Origin of the sequence: Plantibacter flavus (genome assembly GCF_051487245.1) — a bacterium.
GTDB lineage: Bacteria > Actinomycetota > Actinomycetes > Actinomycetales > Microbacteriaceae > Plantibacter > Plantibacter flavus_B.
In genome coordinates, this window is the sequence record NZ_JAHVDH010000004.1 from 323,196 (window position 1) to 336,228 (window position 13,033).

At 68.2% G+C, this 13,033-nt stretch carries 14 protein-coding genes; 5 read left to right on the top strand and 9 right to left on the bottom strand.

Annotated features, from left to right (window positions below):
* Positions 1–198: 198 nt before the first annotated feature.
* From KXS11_RS11790 to KXS11_RS11800, 3 genes are all read right to left on the bottom strand, one after another.
* Positions 199–1,368, bottom strand: coding sequence for a DUF4232 domain-containing protein (locus tag KXS11_RS11790; protein ID WP_437385780.1), 1,170 nt, complete (start codon positions 1,366–1,368; stop codon positions 199–201).
* 82 nt (positions 1,369–1,450) lie between these two features.
* Positions 1,451–2,443 (bottom strand): citrulline utilization hydrolase CtlX, encoded by a 993-nt coding sequence (gene ctlX / locus KXS11_RS11795; RefSeq protein ID WP_437385781.1) that lies wholly within the window; start codon positions 2,441–2,443, stop codon positions 1,451–1,453.
* 7 nt (positions 2,444–2,450) lie between these two features.
* Complete coding sequence (locus KXS11_RS11800; RefSeq protein WP_437385782.1) at positions 2,451–3,479, bottom strand: ornithine cyclodeaminase; 1,029 nt, start codon at positions 3,477–3,479, stop codon at positions 2,451–2,453.
* 150 nt (positions 3,480–3,629) lie between these two features.
* Between KXS11_RS11800 and KXS11_RS11805 the strand changes: the two genes are divergently transcribed.
* Together KXS11_RS11805 and KXS11_RS11810 are read left to right on the top strand one after the other, a co-directional pair.
* Positions 3,630–4,061 (top strand): Lrp/AsnC family transcriptional regulator, encoded by a 432-nt coding sequence (locus tag KXS11_RS11805; protein WP_437385783.1) that lies wholly within the window; start codon positions 3,630–3,632, stop codon positions 4,059–4,061.
* A gap of 94 nt (positions 4,062–4,155) precedes the next feature.
* On the top strand, positions 4,156–5,532 hold the full coding sequence (locus tag KXS11_RS11810; RefSeq protein ID WP_437385784.1) for an aspartate aminotransferase family protein: 1,377 nt from the start codon (positions 4,156–4,158) through the stop codon (positions 5,530–5,532).
* Positions 5,533–5,594: 62 nt separating this feature from the next.
* On the opposite strand, the gene KXS11_RS11815 is transcribed toward KXS11_RS11810, so the two are convergent.
* Entirely contained in the window at positions 5,595–6,074 is a 480-nt protein-coding gene (locus tag KXS11_RS11815) for a hypothetical protein (RefSeq protein WP_437385785.1), read from the bottom strand.
* Between the two features lie 62 nt (positions 6,075–6,136).
* On the opposite strand from KXS11_RS11815, the gene KXS11_RS11820 reads away from it, so the two are divergent.
* Both KXS11_RS11820 and KXS11_RS11825 read left to right on the top strand, forming a co-directional pair.
* A complete protein-coding gene (locus KXS11_RS11820; RefSeq protein WP_437385786.1) occupies positions 6,137–6,949 on the top strand; it encodes an endonuclease/exonuclease/phosphatase family protein in 813 nt (270 codons plus the stop codon).
* A gap of 57 nt (positions 6,950–7,006) precedes the next feature.
* A complete protein-coding gene (locus KXS11_RS11825) occupies positions 7,007–7,405 on the top strand; it encodes a VOC family protein (protein ID WP_437385787.1) in 399 nt (132 codons plus the stop codon).
* Here the strand turns inward: KXS11_RS11825 and KXS11_RS11830 are convergent.
* Positions 7,381–7,512 carry a helix-turn-helix domain-containing protein gene (locus KXS11_RS11830; RefSeq protein WP_437385788.1) on the bottom strand — a complete coding sequence of 44 codons (132 nt, stop codon included), beginning with the start codon at positions 7,510–7,512 and terminating at the stop codon, positions 7,381–7,383. The two genes, KXS11_RS11825 and KXS11_RS11830, sit on opposite strands and share 25 nt — an antisense overlap.
* A gap of 120 nt (positions 7,513–7,632) precedes the next feature.
* Between KXS11_RS11830 and KXS11_RS11835 the strand changes: the two genes are divergently transcribed.
* Positions 7,633–8,034, top strand: coding sequence for a RidA family protein (locus tag KXS11_RS11835; RefSeq protein ID WP_437385789.1), 402 nt, complete (start codon positions 7,633–7,635; stop codon positions 8,032–8,034).
* A gap of 12 nt (positions 8,035–8,046) precedes the next feature.
* On the opposite strand, the gene KXS11_RS11840 is transcribed toward KXS11_RS11835, so the two are convergent.
* Genes KXS11_RS11840 through KXS11_RS11855 form a run of 4 tightly spaced genes read right to left on the bottom strand, consistent with a single transcriptional unit; the run spans position 8,047 to position 12,988 of the window.
* Positions 8,047–8,760 carry a YoaK family protein gene (locus KXS11_RS11840; RefSeq protein WP_437385790.1) on the bottom strand — a complete coding sequence of 238 codons (714 nt, stop codon included), beginning with the start codon at positions 8,758–8,760 and terminating at the stop codon, positions 8,047–8,049.
* Positions 8,761–8,795: 35 nt separating this feature from the next.
* Positions 8,796–9,764, bottom strand: a complete 969-nt coding sequence (locus KXS11_RS11845; RefSeq protein ID WP_437385791.1) for an acetylxylan esterase — start codon at positions 9,762–9,764, stop codon at positions 8,796–8,798.
* Positions 9,765–9,819: 55 nt separating this feature from the next.
* A complete protein-coding gene (locus KXS11_RS11850) occupies positions 9,820–10,713 on the bottom strand; it encodes an IclR family transcriptional regulator (RefSeq protein WP_437385792.1) in 894 nt (297 codons plus the stop codon).
* Positions 10,658–12,988, bottom strand: coding sequence for an FAD-dependent oxidoreductase (locus KXS11_RS11855; protein ID WP_437385793.1), 2,331 nt, complete (start codon positions 12,986–12,988; stop codon positions 10,658–10,660). The genes KXS11_RS11850 and KXS11_RS11855 overlap by 56 nt, the downstream gene beginning before the upstream one ends.
* Positions 12,989–13,033: the final 45 nt, after the last annotated feature.

Consider the following 13,033-nt stretch of genomic DNA (forward strand, 5'->3'; position numbering starts at 1 on the left):
TGGCCGAGACGCCTTGCTGGGCGACTCGCTCTGACGATCCACAGCCGGGCGTCGGACGCCCGGGGCAGCTCGTCGGAATCCTGCTGGTGCTTTTCGTGCGCGGTCGCGTCCTCGACAAAGACGCTGCGCCGACGTTGGGTACAGGCGTTGCACCGGAAACGTCCCACGGAAAGCCCCGTTGCGACGAACAGTCACCGCTCACGGCTGCCCCTGCGGTACCTCCAGCGCCCACGCGGTGAGCGTGACCGACGACCCCTCGATGACATCCATCTCCACGGGCCACGAGCCTCTCGTCTCGCCGGGGAACATGGCTGCGAACAGCTCGGTCGCGACGAGTTCGTCCACGGTCGGATTCGCGTTCCAACCGATGTAGGCGATGGCGGTTCCGCCGGCCGGGACCTCGACGCGCTGCGCACCCGGGTCCGTCGCCATGAAGGAACTGCCGCGATCGACTTGCACGTCGAGCAGATTGCCGTTCTGGTCGGCGAAGGCGATGTCGGGATACCCGTTGACGACACAGGTGCCCTCGGAGAAGTTCATCAAACGGATCGAGGTCACACGGTGCCCGGTCGCAGCGTCGTGGTCTCCGTACAACACCATCGCCTGCTCCGGCGTGCACCAGTCCGCCTCAGGCGCCACCCCATCCGCAGCCACGGTCGGCACCGGGGTACTGCCGGCAAAGGGGTCCGGGAGCGCTCCATCATCCTCACTGAACCCGGAGTCGATCGCCTCCTGCTGCGCAGCCACCGTGACGGCCGCCCGCTGACCTCCCACACCGATCGGGACCAGCGCGATGAGAGCGACCGCAACGCCACCGACCGCGATCCAACGCGAACGCGACATTCCTCCGCCAGCGGACGACTCGGCCACACCGGTCGCGCGAGCGCGCCGCAGCCCGAACGCGACGACGAGTGCGGGGATCCACCCCTGGACGAGCCCCCAATACGCGCCGACGGCGGCCGACGTTCCGAGTCCGTCGAGCAACCACGCGAGTCGCTGCGGCGGGAACGCCACGATGATGCCCGCGATGTCCGCGGCCACACCGACCAACCCGCCGGCGAGGACCGCCGCGAACCACGTGATGAGCACCGCAGTCCTGCGACGCGAGTCCGCAGCGAGCACCGAGGTCACTGCGCGATGCACGAGCGCTATGGCGATCACTCCGACGAGGACCGAGGCCACGGCCCACACGCCCGGCCGCGCCCACACCGCAGACGGGACCGTCTCCGGCAGCACGCCAGCCCTGCCTCCACCTGGGACGGAGTACCAACCCAGCAGAGCATTCAGCGCACCGCTGACCACCCACAGCACTCCGGCGAGCGCCGCCCCGATCCACAGCATCCGCGCGCGGCGTCGTCCATCCCCCATGTCGCCCTCCCCAGACTGATGAGACTCCCATTCTAGGAAGATAGGTCGGAGACCGAGCTGAGCGGAGCTGCAGGCTCGCCAATCAGCGGATGGCGGGCGCTGGGACTGCGTCTGCTGCCACCGCGCCTCCGGCTGCCTCCCGCACGGACGGCCGACGGTCGAGATGGATGCCGGCGATCATGCAGCGGACCGATCCGCCAGCGAGTTCGATCGTCGGCACGTCGAGCGGCAGGATCCGACAGCTGCGCTCGATGACCGCCAGCTGCTCCGGCCGCAGACTCTGCACGGCACGACTGGAGATCGCGAGGAACCGTTCTCCCCCAGCGCCGCGCAGCTCGATGGCGTTCCCGGCGAAGTCGCACACCTGCTCGTAGCTGAGGTCGATGATCGTGCGGCCGTGCGCGGTGAGACGCTCGACGACCTGCTCGCGACGAGCGGGCGAGGCGATGAGGTCGAGCCCGACCAGCGCGAAGTCCGTCGCCACGCCCATCATGACGTTCGTGTGGTAGATCGGGACGCCGTGTGGATCCATCGCGTCGAACACGAGCGGTTCGTACCCGAAGTTCGTGCAGAACCGCTCGAGCGCGATCGGATCCGCCCGGTGCGAGCGCGCGACGAACGCGACCCGTGCCGCGTGGTCGAGCACCATCGCACCGGTGCCCTCGAGGAACACGTCGTCGAGTTCGAGGCCCGAGTAGTCGATGACGTCCTGCACGCGGTACTCACGCTTGAGCATCTCGACGATGTCCCACCGACGCTCACGACGCCGATTCACCGCATACATCGGGTAGACGGCGATGTGCCCGCCGGCGTGCGTCGACAGCCAGTTGTTCGGGAAGACGCTGTCGGGTCGGTCCGGGTCCTCGTCGTCGAACAGGTGCACACGCACGCCGGCGGCGTCGAGGGCGTGCGCCGCCTCCGTGACCTCGTCGAACGCCGCGCTCGCGACCCCGATGGCCGATGAACGGGGCACGCCCTCCGCCACCTGGAACACGTTGTCCGCAGCAGTGAGCGGGTTGGGCGTGAACCGGTGGGGCCGGATCATGACGACGGCAGACGGTGCCTGCACGGACATGGCAGGCTCAGCCGACCGGGGAGAGCGCACCGACGAGGCCGAAGAGGTCCTTCGGGTCGTCGGGAGCGGCCACGAGGTCGATCTCCTCGAAGTACTCGCTGCCGTCGACGGAGTCGCGCACGAAGCGGAGGGCCGTGAAGTCCTCGATGGCGAAGCCGACCGAGTCGAACAGGGTGATCTGCTCGGGCGAGGTGCGGCCGGGGACGTCGCCGGTGAGCACCTGCCAGAACTCGATGACCGGGAAGTCGGCGGGCTTCTGCTGGATCTCGCCTTCGATGCGGGTCTGCGGCGGGAACTCGACGAAGACGTCAGCGCGATCGAGGATCGATGCCTCGAGCTCGGTCTTGCCGGGACAGTCGCCGCCGATCGCATTGAGGTGCACGCCAGGCTGAACGAGCTCGTCCGTGAGCACCGTGGCGTTCGCCTTGTCCGCCGTGCAGGTGGTGATGATGTCGGCTCCGGCGACAGCGTCGGCAGCACTCGTCCCCTTCACGATCTCGAATCCGAGCGGCTCGAGGTTGCGGGCGAACTTGTCCATCGCGAGCTCGTCGACGTCCCAGATGCGGACGCGGTGGATGCCGAGCGCTGCACGCATGCCGAGCGCCTGGAACTCGGCCTGACTGCCGGCGCCGATCATGGCGTGCACCGTAGCGTCGGTGCACGCCAGGTGCTTCGCGACCATCGCCGATGTCGCGGCGGTGCGGAGCGCGGTGAGCAGCGTCATCTCCGCGAGGAACGTCGGGTAGCCGTTGTGGACGTCGGCGAGGACACCGAACGCCGTGACCGTCTGGTAGCCACGGGCAGGGTTCGAGGGGTGGCCGTTCACGTACTTGAAGGCGTACGTCTCGTGGTCACTCGTGGGCATGAGCTCGATCACGCCGAAGGGCGTGTGGCTCGCGACGCGCGGGCTCTTGTCGAAACTCTGCCAGCGACGGAAGTCGGCTTCGAGGTAGCCGATCATGCCGGCGATGATCTGCTCCGGACCGCGATCGGCAGCCCAACGGACCATGTTGCGGACATCGACGAAACGGGTCATGAGTGCGCCTTCCAGACGAGGTGATCGAGCCGACAGTGATGCTCAGCGCTTCAAGCCTAGATTTCGTCGTTCTGCACTCTCCATTCCAATACTGCGCGTTTTATGCACAGGTTATGCACAATGTGAGTAACTCGGATGTACATTGTGTTCATGCCCGCGCTCGACGATCTGGACCGCCGCCTGCTCGCGGCCCTCCGAGCGGACGGTCGGGCGTCGGTCGCGAGCCTCGCCAGATCACTCGACGTCGCCCGTGCCACGGTGAACAGCCGCCTCGAACGGCTCGTCTCCTCCGGAACGGTCATCGGCTTCTCGGTGCGGGTGCGCGACACCATCGATCCCGGCACGGTCCGCGCGATCGCGTTCATCGAGGTCGAAGGGCGCTCGACCGACAACGTCATCCGTCAGTTGCGCGGCTTCCCCGAGATCAGCGCCCTGCACACGACGAACGGCGGCTGGGACCTCGTCGCCGAGCTCGTGACGGAGAACCTCACGGAGTTCGACCGCGTCCTCGGCGGCATCCGTCGGATCGACGGCGTCGTCAACAGCGAGACGAGCCTCCTCCTCAGTTCGGTGCTCCGCTAGGAGTTGCCCACAGGCGCCTGGGGCCTCTGTTCGCCGCGCGTCGTCTCTGGCAGAGTGTTCCGCACCAGCGGGGCGACGACGCAGAGGAGCGGGCATGACCACATACGACGAAGCAGACCTCCAGCAGAAGGCCAAAGACCACCTCTGGATGCATTTCGCCAGGCAGTCCGTCATGGAGGACGGCCCCGGCGTCCCGATCATCGTCAAGGGCGACGGCCATCACATCTGGGACTCCACCGGCAAGAAGTACTTCGACGGTCTCTCCGGCCTGTTCGTCGTCAACGCCGGGCACGGGCGCAGGCGGCTCGCCGAGGCGGCGGCCAGACAGGCCTCCGAGCTCGCCTTCTTCCCCATCTGGTCCTACGCGCACCCGAGCGCGATCGAACTCGCCGACCGGCTGGCCGGGCACGCCCCGGGCGACCTCAACCGCGTGTTCTTCTCCACGGGCGGCGGCGAGGCCGTCGAGACGGCGTTCAAGCTCGCGAAGTACTTCTGGAAACTGCAGGGGAAGCCGACCAAGCACAAGGTCATCTCGCGTGCGGTGGCGTATCACGGCACGCCGCAGGGGGCCCTCGCCATCACCGGCATCCCGGCGATGAAGGCGATGTTCGAGCCGCTCACGCCCGGCGGCTTCCGCGTTCCGAACACCAACATCTACCGCGCGACGGAGCACGGAGACGACCCCGAGGCGTTCGGGCTCTGGGGGGCCGACCGCATCGAGGAGATGATCCTCTTCGAGGGCGCTGACACCGTCGCCGCGGTGTTCCTCGAGCCGGTGCAGAACTCCGGCGGGTGCTTCACCGCACCGCCCGGCTACTTCAAGCGGGTCCGCGAGATCTGCGACCGCCACGACGTCCTGCTCGTCGCCGACGAGGTCATCACCGGATTCGGACGCATCGGCGACATGTTCGCCTCGACCACCTACGACATCCGCCCCGACATGATCACGTGCGCGAAGGGCATGACGAGCGGGTACTCCCCCATCGGCGCGACCATCGTGAGCGAACGCCTCTACGAACCGTTCAAGCACGGCGAGGCGTCGTTCTCCCACGGGTACACCTTCGGCGGGCACCCGGTGTCCGCTGCGGTCGCCCTCGAGAACCTGGACATCTTCGCCGAGGAACGCCTCGTCGAGAACGTGAAGACGAATTCGCCCGTGTTCCGTTCAACCCTCGAGCAGCTGCTCGACCTCCCGATCGTCGGCGACGTCCGGGGCGACGGCTACTTCTTCGGCATCGAGCTGGTGAAGGACAAGGCCACGAAGGAGACCTTCAACGACGAGGAGTCCGAGCGCCTCCTGCGCGGGTTCCTCTCGAAGGCGCTCTTCGACGCCGGCCTCTACTGCCGTGCCGACGACCGCGGCGACCCGGTCATCCAGCTCGCACCGCCGCTCACCATCGGTCCGGCCGAGTTCACGGAGATCGAGGGCATCCTCCGTGGGGTCCTGACGGAGGCCTGGTCGCGCCTGTAGTCCCGCGCTCAGTTGCCCGGAACTGCACGGTTCTCCGCGAATTCCGTGCAGTTTCGGGCGAGTCAGCCGCCGAACAGCTTCCCGAAGAACCCCTTGCGGGGCTTCCAACCGGCGGCCGTGAGCGTGTCGATGACGGGTTGCTTCACCTCGTCGGTCGTGAACCGGTACCCGTAGGTGTTGCCGGTCTCAGTGCCGTGGCGGTCGGTGGTCTCGGCCGCGATCGCAGCACCGAGGTTGAAGGAGAAGCTCTTCTGCGGACCCTTGTTCCAGGTGCGCTTCGTCGACAGCTCTCCGGGGCCGAGCGAGGCCTCCGCCGCCGAGGACTCCTCGTGGAACCGCCACTCGCCGGCGGCAGGATCGAGCTCGACCCGCAACGAGTACTCGGCCGTCAATGCACCGGCGCCCGCGATCATCAGCCAACGCTGATCGGCGTACTTCCAGCGAGCGATGACACCGTCCGGAGTCGGTTCGTAAAGGAACGGCAGGTCGTCGCTGTTCAGGGCGAGCAACCGGGCTTGAGCATCGCGCACATCGAAGGTCATCGCCCGAGTCTATGCAGCGGCGCCCCGGGAGGACATGGGGACGACTCCCCTACGCTGGCCGAGTGAGCGAATCCATCCTGACCAAGCACGTCGTGACGACCATGAGCTACAACATCCGGACAGCGGTCCCGCAGCCCGGCCACGAGTGGGTCGACCGCGCACCGCTCGTCTCCGAGGTGATCGCACGGAACGCACCCGACCTCCTCGGGTTGCAGGAGGTGCAGGAGCACCAACTGCAGGACCTGCTTCCGGGGCTCGCCGAATACGACTGGTACGGACAGGGACGCGACGGCGGAGAGCTCGGCGAGTACGGCCCGGTGTGCTTCCGTCGCGCTCGGTTCGAGCAGCTCGATGCCGGCACGTTCTGGCTCTCGGACACCCCCGACGAGGTCGGCTCGAACACCTGGCCTTCGCTCTACCCGCGGTTCGTGACCTGGGTGCGTCTGCGTGAACGCTCCACCGGCGACGAACTCGTCTTCGCCAACACCCACCTCGACCACGATCCCTCGCGATACGGCGACACCGTTCGTGCACGCAGCGCGGCGCTCATCGCAGAACGGTTCGCAGACGTCGACGTCCCGATCCTGCTCACGGGCGACTTCAACACCGTGCGCGGCTCCGAAGCGCACCACACCTTCGAGCAAGCCGGCTTCGCCGACCTGTCGCCGTCGGCTGACGACAGCGTCGGGACCTTCCACGACTACGGCCGACAGCTCGGGGCGATAGCGCGGATCGACTGGATCCTCGCCCGTTCGGGACCGGCACCGCGACACGCGCATTTCCAGTCGATCGAAGCCGTCGTCGACGACCTCGCGCCGGCGGCAGAAGCCTCCGACCACTTCCCGGTGACGGTGCACGCGCAGTTCGCCGACTGACGAAGCCTGGCCGTTTCGTCCGATCCGCCGGCTTCGGAATCCGCATACCGTTGGACCATGACACTCTCACTCGGCTTCATCGGCATCGTGACGACGGACCTCGCGGCATCGCTCGCGTTCTACCGGGCCCTCGGGGTGTCGATCCCTGACGGCCAGGACGATGCGCCGCACGTGGACGCCCGCCTGGCCGACGGCACGACGCTCGCCTGGGACACGGTCGACACGATCCGCGGCTTCGATCCCGCGTACGTGTCACCGGTCGGCGGGCACCGCATCGCGCTCGCCTTCGACAAGGGCACGCCGGCCGAGGTCGACGCTGCATACGCAGCACTCGTCGCGGCTGGCTACCGCGGTCATGTCGCACCCTGGGATGCCGTCTGGGGTCAGCGCTATGCGACCCTGCTCGACCCCGACGGCAATTCGATCGACCTCTACGCCGCGCTCGACGCGAACTGACCCGGCGTCATGCCGACCAGGTGCACGAAGTCCCGTGACAGGTGCGGCTGGTCGGCGTAGCCGGCGGCGGCCGACACGTCAGCCAGCGGGAGCCCCTGGGCGATCAACGCATGATCGCAAGGACGCCCGACAGTCGTTGCGCCCGTGGCGGAAACCGGGACACGGTCCGGGCCGGTCGGGCACCATGGATCGGGGTCGGATCCGGCCCCCAGAGCAGAGGAGCGCCGATGTCCGTCGTGCAGTTGATCCGGTCCGAACAGTTGTCAGACGCTGCCGAGTACGCCTATGCCTCGAGCGTTCCGGCGAGCGCGCGGCTTCTGTTCCTCGCCGGATCGTGCCCGCTGAACCTCGACGGCTCGACGGCAGCGGTCGGCGATGTCGCAGGTCAGGCGGCGAAGTGCGTCGAGAACCTCATCATCGCGTTGGAGGCTTCCGGAGCGACGCTCGCAGACGTCGCGAGCACGCGGGTCCTCGTCGCCTCGACGGAACAGGCGGACCTCGTCACCGCATGGGAGGTCGTGCGCGCCGCATTCGGCGACCATGACGTGCCGAGCACCCTCCTCGGCGTCACCGTGCTCGGCTACGACGACCAACTCGTCGAACTCGAGGCCACTGCAGCCCTCGCCTGAACCAGACGAGGGTCACCGTCCGTTGCGGTGGACGGTGATGCGCACCTCTTCTGCGGGTGGAGCTGCGGCGAGGATCGCGAGGCCCGCAACCGACGGCAGCAGCGGGAGTGCGGCACCCAACGCAGGGTCGACCCCGGTGAGCAGCGAGCCGGCGAACGCACCGGCGACGAGCATGAGGATCGCGGCCGCCCTCATGACGCGGTGGTCTCGCACGCCGTCCGCGAGGCTCTGCATCAGGCTCGTCAGCGTGCCGGTGACGAACGTCGTCGTGACGCCGGAACGGTTCTCGATACGCCGCGCGACCACGGTCTGGCCGCCCATCGCGAGCGCCGACAGGGAGATCAGCACGCACAATGCGAAGGCTCCGGGCGCCTCGGGGAGGAGCAACCAGACGGTGACGACCAGCACCTGGGCGAGGACGGCGCCGGCCAGCACCGCGACCAGTCTCCGCGGTGGGGCCGCCACGGGTCGCTCGGCAGAGGTGCTCACGAGTCGCGTGAAGCGGAAGGCGAGATAGGTGCCGACCGAGAACAGCGCCACCGCGACCGCCGCCCCGAGGAGGACCTCGGCGAAGTCCGGGCGACTCGTGAGCCCCGCCAGCACGAAGTTCCCGGTCATGTTCGCCGTGAACACACCGCCGAGCTGCAGGAACGCGAACGCATCGGTCGCACCCGCCGCGAACGACAGCACGAGCGCCATGGCGGCGATCATCCCCGCCCGGGTCACCCGAGATCCGGTGGTGTGCGACCGGGCGGCACGCATCAGCCGAAGAGGTCGGCGAGCGCCGTGAGCTGGAGCGCCTGCTGCACGGGGCCTCCGCCCTCGTGGCCGTTGTACGGGTACACCGCCATGTCCTTCTGCACGCCCGCATAGTGGTTGAACGCCGCATAGACCGTGGACGGCGGACAGACCGCATCGCACAGTGCAACCGAGAAGAGCGCGGGCGCGGTCGCGCGAGCGGCGAAGTTCATGGCGTCGAAGTACGACAGGGTACGGAAGACCTCTTCCTCGGAACCACGCCGGGAGATCAGGTACGTCTTGAGCTCGGCGAACGGGCTGGCGTCGGTGATCTGGAGCGCCCGGCGGTAGTGGGAGAGGAACGGCACGTCGACGAGGGCGCCGGAGAGGCCTTCGCTCAGCCCTGCCGCGGCGATCGCGATGCCGCCACCCTGGCTCACGCCTGAGACCACGACGCGCGAGGCGTCCACCTCGGGGAAACTGCGGGCGGTGTCGACCGCGAGCACGGCGTCGGTGAACACGCGGCGGTAGTAGTAGGTGTCCGGGCTGTCGAGGCCGGCGCTCATCTTGCCGGCGACCTGCGGGCCGCTGCCAGCAGGGTCCGCGGTGGCGCCGGGCAGGCCGGCGTTGCCCTGGCCTCGCGTGTCCATGACGAACAGCGCGTATCCGGCGGAGGGGTAGAGCGTCCACTGGTGGGCGAGCCCGCGTCCGCCGCTGTATCCGATGTAGTGGACGATGCACGGCAGCGGCTCGGTCGCCCCGGCCGGGCGCAGGAACCAGCCCTTCACCGGGTCGCCGCCGAAACCGGAGAACGTGACGTCCTCGACGATCAGACCCGTGAGTTCGGGGTTCGTCCGCTCGCGCTCGGCAGGCTGAGCGAGCGCCCGCGACGATGCGAGGGTGTCGGCCCAGAAGGTGTCGAAGTCTGGCGCCTCCTCGCGCTCGGGCAGGTACTGCTGGAGCTGGGAGAGCGGGAGGTCGAACTGGGCCACTGGTCACCTTCGATTCGTGTGGATGGGTTGGTCTGGTGGTTGTGCGGTGCGACGGTCAGGACGGGACGGCCGAGATGAGCCCGAGACCGACGCTGATCCGGTCGGCGACCTCGATGAGGTCTTCGGTGAGCACCGCGAGGTCGCGGTCGCGCACGAGGCTGAGGCGACCAGAGATCGAGATCGCGGCAACAACGTTCGCATTCGCGTCGCGGATGGGAGCGGCGATGCCGAGCCGACCGAGCGCGAGTTCCTGGTTCTCGGTGCACACGCCCGTTTCGCGGGCGGTGGCGAGCTCTGCGGTGAGGGCCGCGTGCTCGGTGATCGTGTTCGCGGTGTAGCGCGGGAGAGGTTCGTCGCCGATGAGCGCACGGCGGCCGGCCTCGTCGAGGTCGAGCAGGAGGCACTTGCCGAGGGCGGAGGCGTGCAGTGGCTGACGCAGACCGATCATCGAGTGCGATTTGGGGGCGAGGGAACCCTCGAAGTGGCAGAGGTAGATGAGGCTCGAGCCGTCGAGGACGCCGACGTTCACACTCAGTCCGATGCGCTGCGCGAGTTCCTGCGCGGGCGCGCGCGACTCGCGGTGCACGGGGTTCTGGTTGAGGCCTTCGCTCGCCAAGGCGAGGATCGTCGCGCCGATCGCGTACGACGGGCTGTCGGCCGCCTTGGTCACATAGCCGAGCTCTTCGAGCGTGCCGAGCAGCCGCGCAGTCGTCGACGTGCCGAGGCCCGTGGCACGGGCGATGTCGGAGGCACGGAGCGGACCGGTCGTCGATGCCCCGAGGGCCGCCAGCACCGATGCTGCGCGCCCGATGCCCTGCTGGATCTCGGCTGCCACGGGTCCTCCACCGTTCCACTGCTCGTTCGGGTGTCTGCCCTGTCGGTTCGGGCCGTCTTCAGCGTAGCGGGCGTGCTCGGCGGGGTCTTGTGGTGCGGCCGCTCGGCTGCTCATAGACCTTGATGCTGGAGACGGTGACGTACGGCGAGCCGTTGGTCGCGGTGGCGACGAGACGCAGGGCGTCGAGGTCGACGGCGTCGAGATCGTGGATGCGGTGACGGTGGCGGTTGCCGGCGACCTCCGCGAGGACCGTCCAGACGCCGTCGATCGACCCCTCGAGCCGGTAGTCGGCGACGAGGTCGGGCACGGCTTCGAAGTCGGTCCGGTGATGGTGGAGGTTGATGAGGTCGACGTCGACGTCGTCGTTGAGCACGATCCGGACCGAGCCGACCGTGACGGGTGACTCCCAGCGCAGTTCCAGGTGCTCGGGCTCGGCAGCTAGGGATCGTGAAGCATCGACCCGCTCCGACGACCACAGGTGTGGACCGCCGTAGGGACGCTGGTAGCCGTCGACGATCCGTTCCGGAGCATAGGCCGTCGACGATGCGCCGAGCTCGAGCGCGAAGCTCCTCCCTCGCAGCTTTCGGGCGTTCCAATCGAGGATCGTCTGGTCCTGCTCGTCGGGGATGTGGTCGTCGAAGACCTCGTCGGAGGTGTGCTTGGCGGTGAGCGCCAGCAAGCCGTAGGGGTGACCGTCGGTGAGCACGAGCTCGACGTCCGGGTTCGCACGGACGATGAGCACCGCGTTCTGTTCACGATCCGGCGTCCAGTCGAACCGTACGGTCACGCGCACGTCGGTTCCGCCGGTGATCTCGGTGGAGGCGTCCTTCAGGTGCTCCACCGGAACGGCGTTCTGCCGTTTGCCGGAGCCCCACAGCTCGACACGAAGGGTGGTGTCGGCGCGGGCGTCGAGGAGGAACGTGACCTCGTCGAGCGTCGGCGCGACGGGCATGAGGACCGCGACGTCGCGGTCGAGCGAGAAGCGTTCGCCGGCGCCCAGGTCGTCGAGCGTCGAGACGCCCCGGAGGGCGCTGGACGCGGTGACGGTCGCTGTGGCGGCAAGGTCGTCGGGGTCTTCCGCAGTGATGCCGATGACGGGAGCATCCTCCTGGAGCAGCGTGCGCTGCAGGAGCGGGAGCGCTTCGCCGGCCAGCTGGCGCGGCGTGAACCCGTGGCGCGAGGCGAGGGATGCCGCGGTTCCGACGGCCTGCCCCTGCGTGGAGCACGTCGCCATCACACGGGTGGAACCGAACGCGATGTGTGAGGCCGAGATGTTGCGTCCGGCGAACAGCAGGTTGTCGACGTCGCGTGAGTAGAGACTGCGGAACGGGATGCCGTAGGTGCCGTTGCTGAACCGTTGGTGCGCCCCGGCCGTCTCCGCGTACACGCCCTCGACCGGGTGCAGGTCGATGGACCAGCCGCCGAACGCGACCGCGTCGTCGAAGTCGACCTGGTCGAGGAGGTCCGCCTGGGTGAGCGTGTGGTCCCCGACGAACCGCCGGTACTCGCGCTTGCCTGGGATGGATCCGACCCACTCGAGCGTGAGGTTGTCGGCGTCGAACTCGCCGGAGTTCTTGATGTAGTCCCAGATGCCGTAGACGACGCTCCACAGCTCGTCGCGGATCTGCTCGTTCTCTGCGACCGTGTCGAGCTCGCCACCCCATTCGATCCACCAGTAGTTGCAGCCGTTGTCGCCGGTGCGGATGATGCGGTTGGTGAGGATGGGCGTGTCGCGGATGTCTCGGGCGATGTCGGGGGCGACGAAGCGTTCGGGCCGGCCGGCGTCCTTCGTGTAGAAGAAGATCGAGCTGCCGAGGAGTTCGTCGTCCGGCAGTTCCGGCGCCCAGGGCTCGCCGTGCTCGGCACGACCCTCGCGGCCGATGCGCGACTCGGCACCGGCGAGATGACCGACGAGGCCGTCGCCCGTGCAGTCGATGAAGACCGGGGCGGTGAACTGGGTCTCGATCTCGCTGCCCATCGTCCAGCCGGCGACGGAGGCGATGCGGCGCGTGCCGACGGCATCGCTCGACTCGTCCATCGTCACGATGCGCACATCGGTGTTGAGGTGCAGCTGCAGGTTCGGTTCGGCGCGCACGAGGTCCAGGATCGTCTGGTCCCAGTAGAAGGGGTTGCCCTCGGGGTTGCGATACTGGTTCTCGAGGAACAGTTCGCCCATGATGCCCGTCTCGCGCGCGAACCGCTGGTGTCCGTGAGCAGTGGCGCCGACGACCCAGACGCGTACCTCGCTCGACGAGTTGCCGCCGAGAACCGGTCGGTTGGTGACGAGCGACACCCGGGAGCCGAGACGAGCTGCGGCAACCGCGGCCGAGACGCCGGCGAGCCCACCGCCGATGACGACGACGTCGGCGTTCTGGGTGCGGTGTTGCATGACACTCCTTCGTGGTGAGCCGTCCTGAGATGGTCATCGATGGGA